Below are 21445 nucleotides of genomic sequence, written 5' to 3' on the forward strand. Positions count from 1 at the left end.
CGGGGGCAGTGAGGGGCCCCGGCACTGTACGGGGCTTCGTGCCCGTTACCGTGCTGTCCCAGAGTCCCTGGTAACTCCGCGGTGTTGTTGGCGGTGCCGTTGCTGTCTGGTGAACCAATGCTCAAGGATATTCGGCCTCCGGACGGCCTACTAACTGTTCTCTACGAGGGGACGCTGGCGCTGCTGCGCTGGACTGCCGGCTGATTCCACACGGCGGTCGGTGGGGCCAATATCCATATCGATGATCTCGTCTGGCGAACAGTCTCGTGTCCCCTGCGTAATCGATGGTGCGGGTGGCAGTGGTGGCGTTCTGCCGTCTCTTGGGATTGCTGTCGGGCGACACCAGCCGTATCGTCTCCAGTAGCCCCGACTCCGATAACTCGGTGACGCTCGCGAAGCGAGACGTTCTGTAACGCAACGCCAGCGCGCTGGCTCAGGAGCTGTCTTTCGCCACTACCTCCGCCTGCGCACCTGCGACGTCACCCTCGAACCCCTTCATAAACGACGAACTCCAGGGCGTTACTCAGATAGTGCGCCACACCCACCACCGCAACACTCCCCGTCGCCACGAACGCCCCAGCAAGCGCCAGTCCGAGTAGCCCCGTCACCACCACCCCCACACGCCCCTGTGTGCCATGAGCCAGCGCGAACACTGCTGAGGACGCGACGACCAACAGCACAACCGGGAGTTCGAACCCCGCCGCGAGGCCGCCGATGAGCGCGCCGCGGAACAGCAGTTCCTCGAACCCCGCGACGATGGGGAGGACAACGAACAGGAGTGCGAGCCAGCCCGGAATCGTCTCGGGGGCGAGCGCCGCCCGGAGTGCCTCGTCGCCACCGAGACCGAACTGCCGGCCGAGCCTCGCCGCTGCCTGGTTCAGGCCGAACAGTACCACCCCCAGTGCTGCGCCGACGGCGAGCTCCGCCGTCGGTGGTGCGGTGACGCCGAGACTCCGGATCGGGACGTCTGTGAACCAGATGCCGGCCAGTAGAAGGGCCCCAAACAGCGCCTGCGTGCCCGCGACGTTCAGATAGAGGATAGCGGTCGAAACCGACTCCAGCTGGAACCCGGCGTCAAGCTCCGGTGGCTCCGGCTCGAACTCGTCGACGACTCCCTCGTTGGCGGCATCCGGCTCCGCCGGACCCGGTGGACGACTCTCTAACGCGGACTGCGTCACACGAGCGAGAACGAGAACGAGAACGGTGAGCGTGACCGTGACAGCCCCGAAGGCTGTCCAGTCGGGCACGCTACTGCGGCGCGGGCTCGGAGCCGCCCGTGGTCGTGACCTCGGAACTGTCCAGCGCGGAGCCGGTGATGTTCTTCAGTCGGGCGACCAGAGAGCTTTTGTCGGCGTTGCCTTCGAGTGCGACTTCGAGCACCTCGGAGATGTGGGAGACCGGGATGATATCCACCATCTCCTCGTACTCGTCTTCGATCATCACGTCCTGTTCGTTGGCTTCGGGAATGATGACCCGGGTGCAGCCGGCCTTCGCGGCAGCCTCGATCTTGTGGGTCACGCCGCCGACCGGGAGCACGTCGCCCCGGACCGAGAGCGAGCCGGTCATGGCGAGGCTCTGGTCGACGCCGACATCTTCGAGTGCGGAGATGACGGCCGTCGCCACCGTGATCGAGGCGGAGTCGCCGTCGACGCCCTGCTGGCCGGTCTGGATGAACTGGATGTGGATGTCCTTGTCGGCGATCTGCTCGTCGGTGAACTTCTTGATGATGGCCGAGACGTTCTGCACCGACTCCTTGGCCATCTCCTTGAGCTGGCCGGTCGCGATGACCTGGCCGCCCATCCCCTGCGAGGGGGTGATCTCCGCCATCACGGGCAGCATGATCCCGGAGTCGTCGCCCATGACGGCGAGTCCGTTGACCCGGCCCACCTGGTACCCCTCCGCGACCTGCAGCTCGTAATCCTTCCGGCGCTCGATGTAGTCGTCGGCGAGCTGCTGCTCGATGGAGCGCGAGCGGCCCTTCGCTTCGAGCACGTGGTCGCGGGTGGTGGACGCAGCGTCATCGGCGCGGGCGATGTCACCCGCGACACGGACCAGTCCACCCAGCGAGCGGAGTTTGAGGGTGAGGTGGTCCTTCCGTCCGGCGCGGCGCCGCGCTTCGAGGATAACCTCCTCGATGGCCTCCTCGTCGAAGTGGGGGAGCCGGCCGTCGTTCTCGACCTCCTGTGCGATGAACCGGGCGTACTTCCGGCGCATCTCTGGGGTGTCGCGGATGGTATCGTCCATGTAGACCTCGTACCCGTAGCCGCGGATACGGTTCCGGAGCGCGGGGTGCATGTTCTCCAGCGCGTCCATGTTCCCCGCGGCGACCATCACGAAGTCGGTCGGCACGGGCTCGGTCTGGACCATCGCGCCCGAGGAGCGTTCGGACTGACCGGTGATGCCGAACTCGCCCTCCTGAATCGCCGTCATGAGGTGCTGCTGGGAGCGGACGTCGAGCGTGTTGATCTCGTCGATGAACAGCACGCCCTTGTTCGATTTGTGGATGGCGCCGGCCTCGACGCGGTCGTGGCTCGGCGTCTCCATCCCGCCCGACTGGAACGGGTCGTGGCGCACGTCGCCGAGCAGCGCCCCGGCGTGGGAGCCGGTGGCGTCCTCGAACGGTGCGGTCTGGGTGTCGGCGTTGTTGACCAGCAGGTTCGGGATCATCGCGTCGCTGCCACGCGAGGCGTAGCGGAACGCGACGTAGATGACCGCCGCGGCGATGATGCCCAGCAGGATGTTCTGCATCGCCAGCAGGGCGTAGCCGACCACGACGGCGATGATGATCCACATGAGGAAGCTGCGCATCTGGTTGCGCTTCTGGGCCTCCTCCTTGTGGGCGTCGACGATCTGATCGCCTTTCCCCGACGGCACGGTCCGAACCTTCGGCTCGTTACCGTCGTCGGGGTTGTGGTAGACGAGGACGTCCTGTAGCTCCTCCTTGGGGAGGAGTTCGGCCATCGCTTTCGCCAGCATCGACTTCCCGGTCCCGGGCGAGCCGATCATCATCACGTGGCGGCGCTGCTTGGCCGCCTTCATCACTACGTCGCGGGCGTGCTCCTGCCCGATGACCTGGTCGACCAGTCGGTTCGGCACTTCGATCTCGGCGGTCGAGCCGATGCGGAGACCGCCGAGGAGGTCGTCCTTCCCGATCTCCTCCTCCTCGGCGATTTCGGCGTCGAACTCCACCTCGCTCCCGAGGTCGTCGATGGCCGGAGCGTCCTCCTCCGGCTGGTCGCGAACCCGGCGCTCCGCGGTGGAGGGGTCGGATGGGGGCTGTTCGCCGGACTCGCCCTCCTCGGGCGCGTCCGACCCGTCGAGCGTGAACGGGGAGTCCTGTTCCTCCTCCGGCCGCTCTTCGGGCACGTCGGTATCGTCCGTGTCGTTGCTCATAGAACGCTGTCGCTACCGTTTAGAGGCTCGCGGGACTGATATACTTTCTCCCATTCTGCCTCACCGGCGCATCCGCGTAAACGCCAGTCTGAGCACTCGAAGCGCTCGAAATCGGATCGCGAGAGATCGACAGTTGCTTATAAACCCCTGTGTTCGGTAGACTCGCCGTTTTTATGTCGAACCGACGGGAAACAGCCAGTATGCGGGGGTTCTACATCGGCCGGTTCCAGCCGTACCACGACGGCCACCAACGGATGGTCGCGGAAATCGCCCAGGAGCTCGACGAACTCGTCGTCGGCATCGGCTCGGCGGGCGACTCCCACACGACGCGCAACCCGTTCACTGCCGGGGAGCGCGTGATGATGGTGACGAAAGCACTGAAGGACATCGATATCACCACCTACGTCGTTCCGATCGAGGACCTCGACCGGAACGCCGTCTGGGTCGGCCACGTCCGCTCGATGACCCCACATTTCGACGTTGCCTACTCCAACAACCCGCTCGTCGTCAGGCTGTTCCAGGAGGCCGGCGTCGACGTTCGCCAGTCCCACATGTTCCAGCGCGACGTCCTGGAGGGGACCGAGATCCGTGAGCGACTCATCACCGGTGGTGACTGGGAGTCGTTGGTTCCCGACGCTGTCGTCGAGACAATTCACGAGGTCGACGGCGTCGAGCGCATCCGCCGCATCGCGGACACCGACGCCAGCGAGGAGTAGTGGTCGACGCAGGTATCGCGTTCGCGGCGATGAACGCGGTCGGACTCGTCGCCTTTGCCGCCGCCGGCGCGCTGAAAGGCCGCGCTGCTGGCCTCGACCTGTTCGGCATCGTGGTGCTCGGCTTTCTCACAGCGTTAGGCGGCGGCACCATCCGTGACCTGCTGGTCGGCCGCGTCCCGACCTCGCTCCAGTCGAACGTGGAGGTGCTGTTCGCCGCCTTCGGGATCGTCCTCGCGGTCATCGTCTCGATTCGGCTCCGTGACGACCCCCGTGAGACACCGGCGCTGCTGCTCTCCGACGCAGTTGGTCTCGCGGCGTTCGCCGCCACCGGCGCTGCCGTCGGTATCGAGACGGGACTCACACTGTTCGGCATCGTCGTCGTCGCGACGCTCACCGGTGTCGGCGGCGGGAGTCTCTCGGACCTGCTGCTCGTCCGCGTCCCTGCAGTCCTGCGGGAGGATTTCTACGCGACTCCGGCGGTCGTCGGCGGGATCGTCGCGTGGGTCGCCGCGCGGGCGGGCGTCGATGGCGGCACGACGACGCTGCTCGCTGCGGGGGCCGTGCTGACGCTCAGGCTCGGCGCGTTGCGCTACGACTGGCGGCTGCCGACGCTCTGAGCGCTCGCTGGCTGGCTCGGCCCGCTCACCGTGCCAGGCTCCCGGGAACTCGCTTCTCGGCCCTCACTCGACTCCAGTAGCGCAGTTTACTCGGGAGCACCAGTGTGACGGCCAGCAGGAGCTCGACGATCCCTTCTCTTGGTGCCTGGCGAGCATGAGCGCGACCAAGGTGACGACGATCGCCGGTGCTCTCAGCCGGTTCGGACCGAAGCTATACGCCGCTCCCGGCCCCAGTACCGGCATGGACCTCGATCCCTTCGACCACGAGTCCCACATGCAGCGCGCCATCGAACTGGCCCACGAGGCCGCCGAGCGCGGCGACGGTCCCTACGGCTCCGTGCTCGTCAAAGACGACGAGATCGTGATGGAGGAACGCAACGCCACCAACTCCCAGGGCGACATCGCGCTCCACCCGGAACTCACGCTCGCACGTCGCGCGGCGAACGAGCGCGACGACGCAGATGAACTGGTGATGTACACCTCGACCGAGCCCTGCCCGATGTGTGCCGGCGGCATCGATATCGCGGGGCTCCGTGCCGTCGCTTACAGCGTCTCCGGCAGGCGCGCCGCCGAACTCAAGGGTGGGAGCGCACGGCTCCCCTCGACGCAGGTGTTCGAGGCGGGCGGCGGGACTCAGGTGCTTCCGGACGTACTGAAGCAGGAAGGCGAGAAGGTCCACGAAGAGTACCGGTAACAGTGGACCGCTGCTACTCCCGGTAGCTCGGCACCGCTTGCTCGATGACTTCCGTCGCCAGCAGGTCGAAATCCGCCTCCTCGGGGACGATATCTACGTCGATGCCGTGCTCGCGGGCAGTTTCTGCGGGCCCTTCAGCGATGGCGCCGACGACCGCATCAGCGAGCCCAGCGACCGCCTCCGCTCGGATACCGCGCTTGGCCGCCGCGTCCAGAAACCCCTCTACGGTGCGGGAGGAGGTGAACAGAACCGCCTCCAGGTCCCCCTCGGCGGCCATCTCTGCTGACCTGCCCGAGTTCTCCGGGCGGTTGAGCCGGTAGAGCACCGTCTCGGTCACGTCTGCGCCGGCCTCGCGCAACTCGTCGAGCAGCGTCTCGCTCCCGTGGGACGAGCGGGCGACGGCGACTGATGCGCCGTCGACGTCGCCGTGGAGCTCTTCGACCATCCCCGCCGAGTCGTACTGCTCGGGAACCCGGTCGACAGTCCAGCCGGCGTCGCGGGCCGCCTCGGCCGTCGACGGGCCGATACAGCAGAGCACCGCGTCGCCCGGCTCCCAGCCGGCGTCGGCGAGGATATCCACGCCGGTCGAAGCGGTGAGAATGACGTAGTCAGCAGCCGGCGGGCGCTCGCCGGTCGGTTCGATTTCGAGCATCGGGTCCGGCACGGGCGTCGCACCGAGCGCGTCGAGCAGGTCGGCCGCGGCCTCGAGTCGACCGTCGTCGGGGCGAAACACGGCTGTGCGTCCCTCCTGGCTCATTTTCGCGCCTCCTACTCCTCGCGTTCTTCGCGGGCCGCGTCGACCAGTTCCTTCGCGCCGCGTTCAGCGAGGTCGGCGGCGAACCGTTCTGCGGCGGTCACGTGATGTTCGATGGGGAGGTCACGGTTCCCCTCGACGACCTCCGTGCCGTCGGTCGAGAGCACCTGCGCGCGGACGTTGACATGCTCGCCCTGGACTTTCGCGTGAATTCCCAGCGGGGCGACACAGCCACCGCCGAGCTCCGAGAGCACCGTGCGCTCGACGGTCGTCGCGACCCGAGCTGGCGGGTGGTCGAGCTTCGATTGCAGGCGCGAGACCACGTCGTCGTCGACGGCGGTGATGGCGATGGCACCCTGGGCCGGAGCGGGCACGAACGTGTTTTCCGGAAGCTGGTTCGTCCCGATCTGGTGTTTCAGCCCGCTGCGCTCGAGCCCGGCGTCCGCGAGCACGATGGCGTCGTACTCGTGGTCGGGCTCCTGACTCATCGCGTTGCGTTCCAGTTCGGAGAGGCTATCGAACCACTCCTCGACGCTCATCTCGTACTCCTCGTCACCGTCCTCGAGGTCCTCGTTCTCGTCGTCGAGTACCCCCTCGGGGTCGAGGTTGTACTCCCGCATCTCCTTGCTCTCCAGGTCCTCCTCGGTCCCGAGGCGCCGCTCGTGCTCCCGCTGGAGCTCCGGAGCGAGGAGCTTCTCGATGCGGGTGTCGACGTTCCCGCGGAGCGGCCGCACATCGAGGTCCGGGCGCGCGTTGAGTAGCTGGGCGGTGCGCCGGAGCGAGGAGGTGCCGACGACGGCACCCTTGCGCAGTTCGTCGAGCTCCCGGCCGTCCTCGCTGACGAGCAGGTCGCCAGCGGACGCGCGCTCGGGGATGGCGGCGATGACCACCCCCTCGGCGAACTCCGTCGGCATGTCCTTCATCGAGTGGACGGCGGCGTCGCAGTCACCCTCGACGACCTCCTGATCCAGTGCGTGGACGAACGCGCCGATTCGGCCAAGGCGGTGGATGAGTTCGTCCCGGATTCGGTCGCCTTCGGTCTCGACCTCGACCGGTTCCACGGGGCGACGACGGGTGCCGACCCGTTCCTGGACGATGGCAGCTTGCCGGCGGGCGAGGGCGGACCCGCGGGTCGCGAGGCGGAGGGTCCTGTCGGTGCTCATAGTGCTGAGTGGGAGAGCGGCGGGGAAAAGGAGTGCGTTCGCGTGGCGTGTTCCGGAACGGGTCAGGGCTGGTTCGTCTCCCGGAGGGAGTTACAGCGCCTCCCGATAGGCCGCAAGCGTCTCCTCGACGTCCTCCTCGGTGTGGCCGTAGGAGACGAACTGGGACTCGAACTGGTTCTGAGAGAGAAAGACGCCCCGCTCCTTCATCGCCGGCCAGAACCGGCGGCGCCAGCGATCGGTTTCGGCGGCAGCGACGTCGGCACCGGTCTTCGGACAGTCGTCGAATCGCGGACACTCCGTGCGCTGCTGACAGCCGCCCTCGCACTGGCCCGAGAGGTTGTCGGGGCCCTCGCGAGTGAAGATGACCTTGAACAGCGAGTCGGTGCCGGCGACGGTGTAGGTGGGTGCCTCTTCGGCCAGGATCTCGGTGAGCCCCGTTCTGAGCTGCTCTGCAAGCTCGTTGACGTGCTCGTAGACGTCGTTCTCGGCGGCGAATCGCAGCGTTTCCAGTCCGGCGGCCATCGTCACGGGGTGCCCCGAGAACGTTCCGGCCTGGAACACGTCGCCGGAGGGGGTGAACTGGCTGATGATCTCCTCTTTGCCGCCGATGGCGCCGACGGGGAACCCGCCGCCGATGATCTTGCCGAACGTCGTCACGTCGGGTTCGATGCCGAACTTCCCCTGGGCGCACTGGAGGCCGCCGACGCGGAAGCCGGTGATGACCTCGTCCCAGATGAGCAGCGAGCCGTTGTCGTCACAGAGGTCACGCAGCATCTCGTGGTAGCCGTCGACCGGGTGGACGATGCCCTTGTTGGCGAGAATCGGCTCGACGAGGACGGCGGCGATGTCGTCGCCGTGGCTCTCGAACGCCTTGCGGGCGGCCTCGCCGTCGTTGAACGGGACGGGGATGGCGTGCTCGGCGAACGCTGCGGGGATGCCCGCCGAGGAGGGACTGCGCTCTTCGATGTCGCCTTCCACTAAGGTGGAGTCGTTGGCGCCGTGGTAGGCGCCCTGCATCACGACGATCTTCTTCCGGTCGGTGTACCCCCGCGCGAGCCGCGTCGCCGAGACGGTGGCCTCGGTGCCGGAGTTGACGAAGCGGATCATCTCGACACTGGGGACGTGCCGGGCGACGAACTCGGCGTGCTCGACTTCGATCTCGGTCGGCATCCCGTACATCGGCCCCTGGCTCGCGTGGCGCTGGATCTCGGCCTGCACGGACTCGGGGGTGTCGTGGCCCAGCAGCAGCGGGCCAAGCCCCATCACCCAGTCGATGTAGCGATTGCCGTCGGCGTCGATGAGGTGGCCCGCATCGCCCCGTTCGGCGAAGGGCGGGAACGGCTCGATAGCCGCCCGGACCGAGGAGTTGACCCCGCCAGGCATGACAGATAGCGCGCGGTCGTAGAGTTCGCCGGAGCGCTCGTGATTCATAGGTTGGACTGTTCGCGGGGACCGAAAGAACCTGTCGGGTTCCGTCGACAGGGCCGGTTACTGGGAACTCGGCGACCCGCGGGTCACAGGGTCCGGGACATCCGGTGGCTCGCGCCCATCGGGTTCACCGCGCTGAAGCCGGCGCGACTGTAGAACCGGTGGAGATGTGGTTTCGACTTCTCCACCGTGAGCCAGACGTAGCTCGCGCCCGCCGCTTTCGCGTGGCCCATGCCGACGCCGAGGAGCCGTTTACCGATACCCGCTTCCTGGTAGGCCTGGTGGACGAAGATGACGAGTTCGTGACGGCCGGTCCCGTCGGGGACGAAACTAACGTGACCGACGATCCGATCGCCGTCGCGCGCGACGACGTTCGGCCCGCCCAGGATGTCCGAGAGCCAGTCGCGGATTCGCTCTTCGCCCATCGGCGGCACGCCTTGGGCCCGACAGGCCGGATCGAACCCGTCGTACATCTCCACCAGCGCGTCGAAATCCGACTCGCGGTAGGCAGTGAACTGCAGGTCGCGGCTCGCCTCGTCGGTGAACCGAACCGGGGGCGTTTCCTGCGTCGTGGGCTGGCGACGGAGTCGGTCCTGAACCAACTGTAAGGCCTCTTCGACCACCATATCGGTGAGAACTGCCGGACAGTGAAGAGTACTCTGGGCATATGCTTCCCATCTCCTAATACAGTACATACAGCCCAAGCGCTGGCCCGAACTGGAGTGACAGACCGGATCCCCCGCCCCGCTTCGAGTGCGACGAACTCCGTCGAGAGCCGATACCGTGGCCAGTCGAGAGACTGGAGCGTGGCTACAACGACCCAGCCACGTCTTCGGCGAAGTACGTCAGAATCAGGTCCGCCCCAGCCCGTTTGATCGACACCAACGATTCGTGGGCGACCGCTTCCAGATTCAGCCACCCCTTCTCGGCGGCGGCGTGCAACATTGCGTACTCGCCAGAGACGTTGTACGCCGCCACCGGGTGGTCGTGCTCGCGGCGCACGTCGGCGACGATATCCAGGTACGGGAGCGCGGGCTTGACCATCAGCACGTCGGCGCCCTCCGTCACGTCCAGTTCCGCCTCCCGGCGGGCCTCCCGCGCGTTCGCGGGGTTCATCTGGTAGTGCCGGCGGTTGCCGAAAGACGGCGCGCCGTCGGTGGCGTCGCGGAACGGGCCGTAGAACGCCGACTCGTACTTGGCGGCGTAGGACATGATGGGCACCTGGTCGAACCGCTCGTCGTCGAGACCCTGCCGGATCGCGCCGACCATCCCGTCGAGACTGGCGGATGGTGCGACCATATCCGCGCCCGCCTCGGCGTGGGAGACGGCTACCTTGGCGAGCAGGTCGAGGCTCTCGTCGTTTCTGACGGTGAGCCCGGGTTCCTCGCTGCTCCGTGCTGCGACGGGTGGGTCCTCCCCGGCGGTGTGCTCGACGAGCCCGCAGTGGCCGTGCTCGGTGTACTCACAGAGACAGACGTCCGTGATGACGTACGCGTCAGTCTCTCGCTTCACCCGCCGGACGGCCTTCTGAATGACGCCGTCCTCGGCGTAGGCGCGGCTCCCGCGCTCGTCTTTCCACTCGGGGATACCGAACAGCATCACCGCCTCGACGCCCGTCGCGAGCACCTCCTCGACGCGAGTGACCGCGTTGGAAAGCGGGACGCGTTCGTGGCCGGGCATCGACTCGATAGGCTGGCGCTCCGTCGTGGTGGCGTCGACGAACACCGGGGCGATGAGGTCCGACGGCGAGAGCGACGTTTCGCTGACGAGCGACCGGACGCCGTCGGCGCGCAGGCGCCGGGGCCGGCGGGCGTCATCGCGCCCGAGCGCCGAGTCGCCGTGAGGTCGGTTCATAGCCGTACGTTGGCAGCCGAGGGGAAAACCGATTCGTTTGCTGGGAACCCCGGAGTTCAGACCGGTAGCGGCACGGAACGGCGACCGCTCTCCCGTCGTTCTGACGAGCCACCATCCGCATTCTTAACCCGCTGGCCGGCGTACGAACAGCCATGAAGTGCCACTACTGTGACGACGACGCCGTCTACGCCGCGGCGACGGAGGGGGTCAAGGTTGGGCTCTGTGAGCGCCACTTCCAGGAGCGCGTCGAGGAGTTGACCGACGACGAGAGCCTGAAGGCGCTCCGCGAGCGGACCGAGATCGACCGGGCCGAATAACGCCATCGCCCTGGAATGTCGGCTGGTCGCTGGGCCGACCGTTCCTCACCAGAGCAGATCGACGCCGAACACGTAGAGCGCGGCGAGCATCGACTCGAACAGCAGCGTCCCGACAGCCGAGAGGGCGACGAAGCGCCGGTCCTCCATTCTGGCGAGCCCCGCCGGCACCGTCAACATTCCGCGGGTGAACAGCATCGCGTTGCTCCCCGTGACGGCGATGGGGCCCCAGCGGTCGAACCAGCCGTCGAACCGGGTGAGTGCGCGGTCGCTCACGCGGAACCAGCGTTTCTGCAGCAGATACTCGCGACCGCCGCGCTTGGCCAGTCGAAAGAGGAGATACTGGCCGATCGTGGCGCCGAGCACCGCGACGCCAAGCACCGACAGCAGCTGTTCGGGGCTGTGGCCCAGCAGCAGCAGCGAGCCCGGAACCAGGAGCTCGCTCGGGACGAAATACATCAGCATCGCCCCCTCGAGCACGAACACGCCTAGCAGCACCACCAGCGCCAACTCCGAGTTCAGCAGCGACTGGAGCCAGCCGGGAATCTCGCTGAGGAGGTGCTCGCTCACGACTGCTGGTAGCAGTGTCCCGCAGTAAAGCCCTTCTGCTCTGGTTCATCCGTCACCAGCCGCCGCCGTCGACAGTCTCTATCCTCACAGCCTCCACCGTCGTAGCCTCCGCGGCTGCCAACCCCCGCCGGCCGCCTTAGCTCTCGACCGGTTCGGGAAGGTGCTCCCGCACGCGCTCCCAGGCAAGCGCCGGGAGGCCGTCGCTGGCGAGTTCCTCTTCGTGTGCGTCGCTACCCCCAGTCGCCAGGAGGTCGTGCTCGGCGATAGCGTTCTCGACTGGGAGCGGGTCAAGCGCATCGGGCTCGTCTGGCGAGAGCGGGCGGTCGTAGGGGTAGTAGCGCTCGACGGCGTCGAGGTCTGCCGCTCGGGCCAGCGCAGCCTCCGGATCGCCGTACCGTAGCGGGTGCGCCAGCCCGACCAGCATGCAGGCGTCCTCGAGAAGCGCCAGGCCCGTTTCGAACTCGGGGACGTTCCGGCTGACGAAGCACGGACCGTTCTCGCCGATGAGGTCGTCGAACACCGCGCCAAACTCGTCGTCGTCGGCGTCGCTCTCGACGACGGCACGGGCGATGTGCGGGCGCCCCAGCCCCTCGCGGGGCTCGATCTCCAGGTCGACGCCGAGATGGGACTCGACGTTCTCGATGATGCGCCGGCCGCGGTCGATTCTGTCCTGCTGGATGCGCTCGATCTCGGCGGTGAGTTCGGGCGTCGGTTCGAGCCCGTAACCGAGCAGGTCCAGCCGCTGGTCGCCGGCCTCGACCCGAAGTTCGATGCCGCGGACGACGGTGACGCCGGGCCGGCGCTCGACGGGGTTGGAGAGCTTGGGGTGGTAGCGGTCGTGGTCCGTCACGGCGACGGCGTCGAGATCTGCCTCGTTAGCGAGGCGCACCAGTCGCTCGAGGGTGAGGGTGCCGTCCGAGACGGTCGTATGGGTGTGGAGGTCGGCGACGATGCTCATGATCGCTCGTCGCTGGCCACAGAACAAACCGCTTGTGGTGTCGGTACTCCGAACGTCTGCGCCCTCACTCGACCCATTCGATCGCGGAGTCGAGGTCGAGCGGCAGCCCCCCCTTCCGGTAGCCCTCCACGTGGCCAGAGGGACGCAGACGGAAGACGACTGCCGGGCGATGGCGCACCTCCGGGCGCTCGCCGGCGATGGCCTGCCAGTCGTCGTCGGGGAACGAGGAGCAGTCGACGAACAGCGTCACGCCGCCACCGTGCTCCTGCAACTGCCCACTGGATTTGGTCTCCGCCGTCTCTCGGATGGCGGTGATAGGTGAGCCCGCAGCGCGGTGTTTCGGGGGCAGCGGCCGGGTCACTTCGACCAGCGAGGACTCGTCGTCGCCCGGTCGGTTCACCTGGTAGTCGATGGAGTGACCGGTCGTCACTGCGGCCTCCGGGGTCACCTCGTAGCCCGCCTCGAGCAGGACGTAGGCGGCGTTGAACTCCCCCATCGTCGCCGACATCCGGGTGAGATCGAGCGTTTCGGAGGTGCCGAGCTTCCCGGCCATCGTCTCACGGTACTCGTCGAGCGCGCCGGTCGAGAGTAGCTCCTCGTAGAACGCGAGCGTCTCGTCGCGGTCGGCGTCGGGAAACCCCGCGGCGTGCTCCTCGAAGAACTCTCGGGTCGTCTCGCGGCCGTCCTTCGAGAGGAACACCGGGAGGAAGAACCACGAGAGATGCGGGTACGGCTTGAGCCACGGCGATTCTTCCTCGAGTTGGGCCAAAAGCTCCCGCTCGACCCAGCGTTTCAGTTCGGAGGGGGCCTCCTCCAGCCCCATCTTGTCGGTTCGCCAGAGCGCGGACGGCGTCTCGGTGTTGCCGAGCCAGTAGCCGGCGCCGTCGGTCCAGCAGAAGAGTGCGATATCCCCGTTCTCCATCTCGAACCGCAGGGCCTCGTAGCCACTGGGCGGTTTGTGCCACGGGCGGCCCATCTCGGCGCCGAGATTGGCGTCGAGCGCCTGCAGCAGTTCGTTTCGGACTCGTTGTTCGGACCACGAGCCTGGTGCGTGTCGGAAACGGAGCGGCTTCGCCACGTGTGTGTCCAACGCCCCGGGGGCTTTACGTACTGCGGTGCGCTTCCAGCGGTCTTACGTCCTTCCACCAGACACGGAATTATTGAAACCAACCGATATGTATATGCGACATTCCACCTAAGTGAGGTTATACCATGGCATTTGGTGCCTATGACGAGGGTGAACACGAGCGTCGCGAGGAACTAACTTCCCAGGCAGATGCCGAGTTCGAGGAGCGCCCCGAGCAGTTCTCGGGCACTGTAAGCTACGATTCCGGCGACTCAGCCGAAGAGCTACTCGACCAGTTCCAGGAGATCAAAGAAGACTGAGCTCCCATCTCGTTCTCGGAGAACTCACCCCGTTAGCGACTGCCCTGCGCCACACGTCTAAACGGCTCCGTCCCGTAGACCCGCCAATGGCGTCCGATAACTGTGATGGCTGTGGCCGGCGCGTCCGTATCGGCGGCGGGATCGGCGACTTCTGGTCGTTCAGCAACGACGGCTCGAGCGACGGGATGGATCTCGAGCTCGCTGACGGCTCCGAGTTCTTCCTCTGTTTCGACTGTATCGAGCGATTGCCCGACGACCACGACGCGACGCGTGAGGACGTTGCGGCGTTGCCGCCCTACGCCGCAGACAAGTAGCGCGGCTGTCTGACGCCGAGCCGTCCGAAATGAACAACCGCGAAACCCGCGACCGCTGTCTTCGCCCTTACTCGGGCTTGAGCCCGCCGTCCTGCACGCGCATGACGGCCTCGCCGTCGGCGAGGTTCGGCGCGTCAACGAGGCGGACGATACGTTTGTCGCCCTTCGATTTGCGCAGGTACATTCGGAAGGTGGACTTGTGGCCGAGGATGTTGCCGCCGATGGGCTGGGTCGGGTCGCCGAAGTAGGAGTCGGGGTTGGAGGCGACCTGGTTGGTGACGAGGACGGCGACGTTGTGGAGGTTGCCGACCTTGTCGAGTTCGTGGAGGTGTTTGTTCAGCTTCTGCTGGCGCTCGGCGAGTTCGCCACGGCCGACGTACTCGGCGCGGAAGTGGGCCGTGAGCGAGTCGACACAGAGCAGGCGGATCGGTTTCTCGGTGCCCTCGTTCTCACGGGTGAGTTCGAGCGCTTTCTCGGCCAGCAGCATCTGGTGGTTGGCGTTGAACGCCTTCGCGACGTGGATGTGGTCGAGGAACGATTCGAGCAGTTGCTCCATCGCTTCCTCGTCGCCGGGTGACCCCTCGATCTCGCGGCGCTCCATCTCCTCGGCGATGATTTCGTCGTCGAGGCCCCGGATCATGTCGTCGATCCGCTCGGGGCGGAACGTGTCCTCGGTGTCGATGAAGATACAGCCGCCGTCGAGGCCACCGTTTTGCTTGCTGAGTTGGACGTTGACGGACATCTGGTGGGTGACCTGGGACTTCCCGGACCCGAACTCACCGTACACCTCGCTGATGGACTGGGTCTCCATCCCGCCGCCGAGCAGGTCGTCGACGTCGTCGATGAGCCACGAGAGCTTCCCGATGCGCTCGCGGCGTTCGAGCACGGTCGCGCCGGTCTCGAAGCCGCCGATGTCGGCGGCCTCGCGCGCGGCGTTGATGACGTCGGAGGCGGTGGACTCACCCACGTCTGCGGTGTTCGAGAGCTCGCCGGGGCTCGCAACGGCGATGCTCTGGAAGCTTTCGAAGCCCGAGTCAGTGAGCTTGTCAGCGGTTGCGGGTCCGACGCCGGGGAGGCTTTCGAGGTCGTCTTCTGCCATACACCGAGCTTGTGCGTCCCTGGGGATAAACCCTCGTTAACAGCAGAGTGGAACTGAAACTGAACCACGTGAGCGGGGTGTTCACACGCGCTTAGCAAAGGTTCAAACCGGAAGCGCCAGCGCTCCGCGTCGCCAGAGCGTGTAGAGTCCGGCGACGACCAGGAGTGTGCCCGTGAGCAGGTCGAAGGCAGGGTGGCCGGCGACAGCGACGCCGACGACGACGAGCAGGGCGGCGAAATACTCCATCCATCCCCAACCCGCATCGGGGTTCTCCGCAGGGATGAACTCCCGCTGCAGGCGGTCGAGCGGGACGTGCCGGACGTCACCTGTCGCCTCCCGGTTTCCGTCGGCGTCGGTAATGCGGAGCAGCGTCGCCGCGTCGTTCTGGGCGCCGACGATGCGGAAAATCGGGCCGGCGGTTCCCGCTCCGCTATCGCCTTCTACCTCCTCTCTCGGTCGGAAATGGTCGTACACCGCCGGGTGGTTCGAACTCATACCCACGGGTAGCGGTCGGGACTGTTAGGCCGGTCCGTGTCCCAGTAGAATTCGTGGTCTGCGATGTCGAGTTCGTCGCCCAGCACGGAGTTCACCGCGTCGAGAATGCCCATGGCTTCGCTTTGGGTGACGAGAGTTTAGTCCCACGCCTCCCTCTCGCTTAGTTGGTTTCGGCTTCTCCGGCCAGCCGTTCACCGTCGACGCCGTCGTGGATCACCCGCGTCGTCCCCGGGAGACCGGTCTCGAACGTCACTGTGACTCTGTAGGGGAGGTCGACGAGCTGTTGGGTACACACGTCGGCGTCGGTGCGTTTCTCGGTTGTCACGCGCACTTCGAGTTCGTCAGCCTCGTGGACCACGCCGTCGAGCACGGGTAGCTGACAGCCGTCCTTGCCGACGATACAGCCCTCGATGACGACAGCTTGGCCATCGACGGCGATGTCGGCCGCCCCCTGCTCGTCGCAGTTCTCTCGCCCTTCGAGTGAGTACTTAGTGATACGAGGCTGGGCCGGGGTCGGGGTTGGACTCTCGGTCGGCGCGGTGTCGCCGGTGGACCCCCCGGTACACCCGGCAGTCGCGGCGAGCACTGTCACGATAGTGGTGAGGTAGGTTCGACGCTCCATAGTTGGCGGTCGACGGCAACTTTCATAAGGACGATGGATGGACAAAACGCTCTTTGTGTAACCGGAGCACGGCGGGGGCCAGACCGTAACCGACTTATGCGGCTTGCCCGTCTGTTCAGGTGAGTCCGGGTAGGGTAGTGGACTATCCTCTTGGCTTGCGGAGCCAGGGACCGGAGTTCAAATCTCCGTCCGGACGTTTTCACGCAACGACGGCGACGAGCGACAGCGAGGAGCCCCTGGAGCGAAACGGCTGTCGCGGAGATTTGCAGCCAGAGAGACGAACATCGTGAGTCTCTCGCGTTCAAATCTCCGTCCGGACGTTTCTGATGCCGCCAAACCGCGAGCGATGGCGAACTCCGTTGACCCGGCGCGCCCCTGGTCTCCCGAACGCTCACAGCTGTGTCACCGCTTCTCGTCCCCGAAATACTGAACCGTAGCGACAGGTTCTCCTCGCTCCTCACGGGCTGAGCGTGCGAAGGGAAGCGTTTTACCGCCAACGCACAGGGTTGTGTGTATGACCGTCGAGTTGCCGTTCGCCCCAGTCGACGACATCATTCGGCGCAACGCCGACGGGCTCCGAGTGAGCGCGGGCGCCGCCGAGGCGCTCGCGGCACGCATCCAGGACCACGGCGCCGAACTAGCCGAGGCGGCCGCCGAGCAGGCGACGACCGATGGCCGAAAGACGCTGATGGCGACGGATTTCGGCGTCGAACAGGTGATCGAGCGCGAGGATGTCGAACTGCCAGTCGCCCCCGTCGACCGCATCGCGCGCCTGCGCATCCACGACCGCTACCGAGTGTCGATGGAAGCCCGCATCGCGCTGGCGGACATCCTCGGAGATTATGCCGATAACGTCGCCCGCGCGGCGGCGAAGCTCGCACGACACGCCGACAGACGAACCGTCCAGGCAGACGACATCGAGACGTATTTCGAGCTGTTCGAGTGATGCAGTTCGGCTACTCCGACCGCTGTCTCGACCACGACACCGGCGCCCGCCACCCGGAGTCGCCCGACCGGCTCCGGGCCATCCGCCAGGGGCTGAAAGGCCGCCACGAGGTGAGCTACGTCGACGGCGACCGTGCGACGCCCGAGGCGCTCGCTCGTGCCCACGACGAGGAGTATATCGAGGCCGTTCGCGAGTTCTGCGAGGACGGCGGCGGCGAGTGGGATCCCGATACCATCGCGAGCGAAGAAAGCTACGAAGTGGCGCGGAAATCGGCCGGACTCGCTATCTGGGCCGCTGTGGCGGCGCTCGACGGCGCCGACGGCCGCCAGACCCCGTTCGCGATCGGTCGGCCGCCGGGCCACCACGCCGAATCTGACGAGGCGATGGGCTTCTGTTTCTTCAACAACGCCGCCGTTGCCGCACGAACCGCTATCGATCGGTCGGATAACGACGTCGACCGGGTCGCCATCTGGGACTGGGACGTCCACCACGGCAACGGCACGCAGGAGATTCTCTACGACGACAGCGACGTGTTCTACGCCTCCACCCACGAGCGGGGGCTCTTCCCCGGAACGGGTGAACTCGAGGCGACTGGCGAGGGCGCGGGCGAGGGGACGACGATGAACGTCCCCCTTACCGCGGGCTGTGGCGACGCGGAGTACAGTCACGTGTTCGAGGCGGCTATCGAACCCGCCTTCGAGCGGTTCGACCCCGACCTCGTGCTCATCTCGGCTGGGTTCGACGGGCACCGGCACGACCCCATCTCCCGGATGCGACTCTCCACCGAGGGGTACGCGAATCTCACGAGTACGGTCCGGCGCTTCGCCGCCGGGGTCGACGCCCCCCTCGCGTTCATCCTCGAAGGCGGCTACGGGCTGGATACGCTCTCCGAGAGCGTCGGCATCGTCCACGAGACGTTCGACGGGCGTGAGCCGGTCGCCGTGGACGGCGACCCTGAGGAGGACGTCGTCGACCTCGTCGACGATATTCGTGAGATCCACGGGCTCTAAGCCCCGGGACTGCTGGCTGCCCGCTCAGACTGTCGGCTCGAAATACGCCTGAAGCTCCTCGCCGAACCCCTCGGCAAGCGCCGCGATTTCGTCGTCGACGAGCACCTCGTACCCGTTCTGCAGCGCCGTCTCGACGTGCGCGCCGAGCGCCACGTCGAACAGTCCGCCGCTCCTGAGGAGCGCCTCGGGCGTGCGGTGGTCGCGCTCCCGCTCCACGACGTAGCGGTTGCCGTCGACGAACGGTCCGTACACCGTCTCGTCGTCGGCGTAGCGCTCGTAGAAGAAATGGGCGTGCTCGCCGACGTGCACGGGCGGGCCGAGGTGACGCACGACCGCGGGGAGCTCGGCGACGCTCGTCTCGACGAGGAGGACGGCGTGGTCGGCCTCGTCGGTTGACTCGTCGTCCGTAGCCTCCTTCTCTCCCGGCCGATTGGCGAACGTTGCGGCCCGGAGCGGGTCGAACCCGCGCCGACCCAGCTCCCCTCGAACTCCATCCAGCGAGCGCTGGAGCTGTGGGTAGAGCTGGTCCTCGACGATATCCGGCGTCTCGAAGACGATGGCAACAGGGTGGCTTGCTCGGCGGGTGAGATGCTCGCGCACGTCCGTGGCGTCCATCGGCTCAGGCTCCTCGGGGAAGAACAGCGCCTCCCGGGGGGCCGAACGCAGGTCGCGACAGTAGTGCTGGAAGCGCGCGAGGTTCGCTTCCGAGAGCACGGCAGCGACGTTCCGGTCGGGGTCAGTCGGATCGATGACCACCAGCGGGTCGTCGAACGTCGCCGCTTCAGCCTCCTCGGGTGGAATCTCGGCGGGGCCGCCGTCGCCGCGGGGGTCGAACCGAACGGGCGGGTGCCACTCCGCCACGGCCTCGATGAGCTGCTGGAAGCCGCCGTATTCGAGAACGAGCAGTTCGGCGAGATAGCCAGAGAACCCCTCGGTGCGGAGGTTGCTGCCGTAGACGCCGATCCCTTTGGTGAAGCGCTTGAACAGCCGAGCCGCCTCGGCGAGTTCGGGCGTGTAGCGTGCCTGGAGATAGGCGTCGTGGAACGGCGTCCGGTCGACGGCCGAGCGGATTTCCGTCGCCGAATCGACGTCGTAGCAGGGGACGAGATCCACCTCGAACCCTTCGTACTCGCCCTTGACGTACGGATGCTCGGCGTACTCCTCGTGGCCGTCCGGGAGGACAGCGTGGCCGACTTCGAGGCCGTACTGCTCCAGGCGCTCGCGCTCCAGGCCCGGCGGGAACCGGACGAACAGGTCGATATCCCGGTCGCCCGCGAGCCACGTCGAGCGTGCGCTGGAGCCCACCAGGACGGGGTCGGCGTCGACGGGCAGGTCGTCGATGACGTCGGCGGCGCGCTCGGCCAGTTCGTCGGCGATGGTCTGCAGGCGCTCGCGCTCGGCCGCCTCGGGCGTTATGCGCTCGCTCACGCTTTCGAGCACGGCGTCGAGGGTCATGACTCCGCGTTCGGCTGTCTGTGGTGAAACGGTGTCGGTCGGGTCGCCCCAACCGGGCGGAAGCGAAACCCATATGTGTGAAACCGCGGTACGAGAAACTGAGCCGTCGTAGCTCAGATGGTAGAGCACCACGCTGTTAACGTGGTTGTCCCAGGTTCGAGCCCTGGCGACGGCGTCGATTTTAGCTAAAACGATGGTCGGTGAGCAACGGGCCCGAGTACCGTCACGCTATCGCGACCCGATACGCTAAAGGGTATCCTGACTCTGCTATCAGATAGCGGGCCCTTAGCTCAGTCTGGTTTACAGCCCCCGGCTCATAACCGGGTGATCGGTGGTTCAAATCCGCCAGGGCCCATGAGTTCCTGCGAACGGAGTGCGCAGTGACGAACGACTGCCTGAAGGAGAGAATGCCGAGCGAAGCGAGGTATTCGCGCGGTTCAAATCCGCCAGAGCCCATCCTCCGGACACTCGATTCCGATCCGACAGAGACTCCTGGTTCTCCGATGGACTCACGAGAGTTCGTGTTTTCGACGATCAGATATCCCGATTCTTGAAGCGCAGATAGCTACAGAATAGCAGTCCAACAGCCATCCCACCCAGTATCGCCGTATCGACAACCGCGTAGCTTTCTCTGACGAGCACGTCGGTTGGCGCGTAGTAGTACGTCGGGCTCAGATATTTGAGCGCCTCGAACTGCTCCGTACTGGTTGCCAGGGATTCGATCAGATAGAGCACGAACAGGGCGCCGAGTGCCGCTCGTTGGGCGATGTCTGCGCGATCAAGCACGACCGAAAACACGAGTCCGATGGCCGCACACGCGAGCAGATACGGGATCGAGAGAAGGTGGACCATGACGATCGCAACTGGATCGATAGCGTGGCCGATGACGACCGTCCCGGCGTAGACGGTGATCCCGGTGACGATGTTGACGACGGTGATCGGCACGATCAGCGACGCGTACTTCTCGACCAGTAACCGAGCGCGTGAGATGGGCAACGACAACAGGAGATCCATCCGGCCGCGCTCGATGTCGGCAGCGATCATCCCACCGGCGCGGTAGGCGAAGTACACGCCCAGGAGGAGTACCCAGACGAAATTATACAGTTCGCCGGCCAGGAACCCCTCGATCGTCCCGATCGCCTCCACACCGAACGCTTCCCGGAGTGCCTCGGGATACGACTCCATCAACCGCTCGAAATCCACGTTCGCCGTTTCTACCGATGGGAACAGGCCGACCGCGAAGACGGCGTAGAGGCTGACGACCACGGCGAACACGACCGTTCCTTTGAGTCGCCGTTCGGTTTCGTACCAGAACGTCTCACTCATCCGCAGTCACCTCTGCTTCAGCCAGCGAGTCGTCCGGTACCGAATCACCACTGGAGCCACTGTAATAATGCATGAAGACGTCCTCGAGCGGTGGTTCGTTGATGTCGATATCGATGATGTCGTAGTTCGTAAGCTGGGCCAGCAGGCGATTGTACTCGCCGGTGTACGTGAACTGGATTTCCTCCCCAGCGGTGGAGATATCGATGACGTCGTCGATCGAACGCAGCTCCGCCTCGAGCGTGTCGTCGGGACTCCGGACGTGGACGCGTTTGCCACCTTTCCGGAGCAGCGAGTCGATCTCCTCGAGCGCCACGAGCTCCCCGTTGCGGAG

At 66.1% G+C, this 21445-nt stretch carries 23 protein-coding genes, 3 tRNA genes and 1 pseudogene; 11 read left to right on the top strand and 16 right to left on the bottom strand.

Going from position 1 to position 21445, the window contains the following annotated elements; genetic code table 11:
- Nucleotides 1-479: 479 nt before the first annotated feature.
- Both V5A38_RS03920 and lonB read right to left on the bottom strand, forming a co-directional pair.
- A complete protein-coding gene (locus V5A38_RS03920) occupies nt 480-1247 on the bottom strand; it encodes a CPBP family intramembrane glutamic endopeptidase (protein ID WP_332324443.1) in 768 nt (255 codons plus the stop codon).
- 1 nt (nt 1248) lies between these two features.
- Nucleotides 1249-3393, bottom strand: coding sequence for an ATP-dependent protease LonB (gene lonB, locus V5A38_RS03925; RefSeq protein ID WP_332324444.1), 2145 nt, complete (start codon nt 3391-3393; stop codon nt 1249-1251).
- 200 nt (nt 3394-3593) lie between these two features.
- Here lonB and V5A38_RS03930 point away from each other — a divergent pair, with 200 nt between their 5' ends.
- The 3 genes from V5A38_RS03930 to V5A38_RS03940 all read left to right on the top strand — a co-directional run bounded on the left by V5A38_RS03930 (nt 3594) and on the right by V5A38_RS03940 (nt 5420).
- Nucleotides 3594-4109: a nicotinamide-nucleotide adenylyltransferase gene (locus V5A38_RS03930; RefSeq protein WP_332324445.1), complete on the top strand. Its 516-nt coding sequence runs from the start codon at nt 3594-3596 to the stop codon at nt 4107-4109.
- On the top strand, nt 4109-4726 hold the full coding sequence (locus V5A38_RS03935) for a TRIC cation channel family protein (RefSeq protein WP_345786271.1): 618 nt from the start codon (nt 4109-4111) through the stop codon (nt 4724-4726). The genes V5A38_RS03930 and V5A38_RS03935 overlap by 1 nt, the downstream gene beginning before the upstream one ends.
- Nucleotides 4727-4967: 241 nt before the next feature.
- A complete protein-coding gene (locus V5A38_RS03940; protein WP_332324446.1) occupies nt 4968-5420 on the top strand; it encodes a nucleoside deaminase in 453 nt (150 codons plus the stop codon).
- A 13-nt stretch (nt 5421-5433) separates the two neighbouring features.
- On the opposite strand, the gene V5A38_RS03945 is transcribed toward V5A38_RS03940, so the two are convergent.
- The 5 genes from V5A38_RS03945 to hemB form a co-directional block, all read right to left on the bottom strand.
- Nucleotides 5434-6177, bottom strand: coding sequence for a uroporphyrinogen-III synthase (locus V5A38_RS03945; protein ID WP_332324447.1), 744 nt, complete (start codon nt 6175-6177; stop codon nt 5434-5436).
- A gap of 11 nt (nt 6178-6188) precedes the next feature.
- Nucleotides 6189-7337 carry a hydroxymethylbilane synthase gene (hemC, locus tag V5A38_RS03950; RefSeq protein ID WP_332324448.1) on the bottom strand — a complete coding sequence of 383 codons (1149 nt, stop codon included), beginning with the start codon at nt 7335-7337 and terminating at the stop codon, nt 6189-6191.
- Between the two features lie 90 nt (nt 7338-7427).
- The gene (locus V5A38_RS03955) at nt 7428-8768 is read right to left on the bottom strand and encodes a glutamate-1-semialdehyde 2,1-aminomutase (protein ID WP_332324449.1); all 1341 of its coding nucleotides are present in this window, start codon (nt 8766-8768) and stop codon (nt 7428-7430) included.
- 83 nt (nt 8769-8851) lie between these two features.
- The gene (locus V5A38_RS03960) at nt 8852-9391 is read right to left on the bottom strand and encodes a GNAT family N-acetyltransferase (protein WP_332324450.1); all 540 of its coding nucleotides are present in this window, start codon (nt 9389-9391) and stop codon (nt 8852-8854) included.
- Between the two features lie 184 nt (nt 9392-9575).
- Nucleotides 9576-10619: a porphobilinogen synthase gene (gene hemB / locus V5A38_RS03965; RefSeq protein ID WP_332324451.1), complete on the bottom strand. Its 1044-nt coding sequence runs from the start codon at nt 10617-10619 to the stop codon at nt 9576-9578.
- Between the two features lie 152 nt (nt 10620-10771).
- Between hemB and V5A38_RS03970 the strand changes: the two genes are divergently transcribed.
- The gene (locus V5A38_RS03970) at nt 10772-10936 is read left to right on the top strand and encodes a DUF6757 family protein (RefSeq protein WP_332324452.1); all 165 of its coding nucleotides are present in this window, start codon (nt 10772-10774) and stop codon (nt 10934-10936) included.
- 45 nt (nt 10937-10981) lie between these two features.
- Here the strand turns inward: V5A38_RS03970 and V5A38_RS03975 are convergent, their stop codons facing one another.
- The 3 genes from V5A38_RS03975 to V5A38_RS03985 form a co-directional block, all read right to left on the bottom strand.
- Nucleotides 10982-11503 carry a VTT domain-containing protein gene (locus tag V5A38_RS03975; RefSeq protein ID WP_332324453.1) on the bottom strand — a complete coding sequence of 174 codons (522 nt, stop codon included), beginning with the start codon at nt 11501-11503 and terminating at the stop codon, nt 10982-10984.
- Between the two features lie 136 nt (nt 11504-11639).
- Nucleotides 11640-12461, bottom strand: coding sequence for a PHP domain-containing protein (locus V5A38_RS03980; protein WP_332324454.1), 822 nt, complete (start codon nt 12459-12461; stop codon nt 11640-11642).
- Between the two features lie 64 nt (nt 12462-12525).
- On the bottom strand, nt 12526-13539 hold the full coding sequence (locus V5A38_RS03985) for a DUF5784 family protein (protein ID WP_332324455.1): 1014 nt from the start codon (nt 13537-13539) through the stop codon (nt 12526-12528).
- A gap of 134 nt (nt 13540-13673) precedes the next feature.
- Between V5A38_RS03985 and V5A38_RS03990 the strand changes: the two genes are divergently transcribed.
- Together V5A38_RS03990 and V5A38_RS03995 are read left to right on the top strand one after the other, a co-directional pair.
- A complete protein-coding gene (locus V5A38_RS03990; RefSeq protein WP_332324456.1) occupies nt 13674-13847 on the top strand; it encodes a DUF5786 family protein in 174 nt (57 codons plus the stop codon).
- Between the two features lie 86 nt (nt 13848-13933).
- Nucleotides 13934-14161 (top strand): hypothetical protein, encoded by a 228-nt coding sequence (locus V5A38_RS03995; RefSeq protein WP_332324457.1) that lies wholly within the window; start codon nt 13934-13936, stop codon nt 14159-14161.
- 67 nt (nt 14162-14228) lie between these two features.
- Here the strand turns inward: V5A38_RS03995 and radA are convergent, their stop codons facing one another.
- The 3 genes from radA to V5A38_RS04010 all read right to left on the bottom strand — a co-directional run bounded on the left by radA (nt 14229) and on the right by V5A38_RS04010 (nt 16377).
- Entirely contained in the window at nt 14229-15260 is a 1032-nt protein-coding gene (gene radA / locus V5A38_RS04000; protein WP_332324458.1) for a DNA repair and recombination protein RadA, read from the bottom strand.
- A gap of 102 nt (nt 15261-15362) precedes the next feature.
- Complete coding sequence (locus V5A38_RS04005) at nt 15363-15755, bottom strand: hypothetical protein (protein WP_332324459.1); 393 nt, start codon at nt 15753-15755, stop codon at nt 15363-15365.
- Between the two features lie 160 nt (nt 15756-15915).
- The gene (locus tag V5A38_RS04010) at nt 15916-16377 is read right to left on the bottom strand and encodes a hypothetical protein (protein WP_332324460.1); all 462 of its coding nucleotides are present in this window, start codon (nt 16375-16377) and stop codon (nt 15916-15918) included.
- A gap of 123 nt (nt 16378-16500) precedes the next feature.
- Here V5A38_RS04010 and V5A38_RS04015 point away from each other — a divergent pair.
- The 3 genes from V5A38_RS04015 to V5A38_RS04025 all read left to right on the top strand — a co-directional run bounded on the left by V5A38_RS04015 (nt 16501) and on the right by V5A38_RS04025 (nt 18333).
- Nucleotides 16501-16573: transfer RNA gene (locus V5A38_RS04015), tRNA-Arg, on the top strand.
- A gap of 318 nt (nt 16574-16891) precedes the next feature.
- Nucleotides 16892-17323: a histone gene (locus V5A38_RS04020; RefSeq protein WP_332324461.1), complete on the top strand. Its 432-nt coding sequence runs from the start codon at nt 16892-16894 to the stop codon at nt 17321-17323.
- Nucleotides 17323-18333 (top strand): histone deacetylase, encoded by a 1011-nt coding sequence (locus V5A38_RS04025; protein WP_332324462.1) that lies wholly within the window; start codon nt 17323-17325, stop codon nt 18331-18333. The genes V5A38_RS04020 and V5A38_RS04025 overlap by 1 nt, the downstream gene beginning before the upstream one ends.
- 24 nt (nt 18334-18357) lie before the next feature.
- On the opposite strand, the gene cca is transcribed toward V5A38_RS04025, so the two are convergent.
- Complete coding sequence (gene cca / locus V5A38_RS04030) at nt 18358-19788, bottom strand: CCA tRNA nucleotidyltransferase (RefSeq protein ID WP_332324463.1); 1431 nt, start codon at nt 19786-19788, stop codon at nt 18358-18360.
- A 102-nt stretch (nt 19789-19890) separates the two neighbouring features.
- Between cca and V5A38_RS04035 the strand changes: the two genes are divergently transcribed.
- Both V5A38_RS04035 and V5A38_RS04040 read left to right on the top strand, forming a co-directional pair.
- Nucleotides 19891-19963: transfer RNA gene (locus V5A38_RS04035), tRNA-Asn, on the top strand.
- Nucleotides 19964-20067: 104 nt separating this feature from the next.
- Nucleotides 20068-20143, top strand: a tRNA-Ile gene (locus V5A38_RS04040).
- 179 nt (nt 20144-20322) lie between these two features.
- Here the strand turns inward: V5A38_RS04040 and V5A38_RS04045 are convergent.
- Together V5A38_RS04045 and V5A38_RS04050 are read right to left on the bottom strand one after the other, a co-directional pair.
- Nucleotides 20323-21114, bottom strand: a complete 792-nt coding sequence (locus V5A38_RS04045; RefSeq protein WP_332324464.1) for an ABC transporter permease subunit — start codon at nt 21112-21114, stop codon at nt 20323-20325.
- Nucleotides 21107-21445: pseudogene (locus tag V5A38_RS04050) on the bottom strand (ABC transporter ATP-binding protein); the annotation flags it as partial. The gene V5A38_RS04045 and the pseudogene V5A38_RS04050, both read right to left, overlap by 8 nt.

Source organism: Halolamina sp. (genome assembly GCF_036626355.1).
Lineage (GTDB): Archaea > Halobacteriota > Halobacteria > Halobacteriales > Haloferacaceae > Halolamina.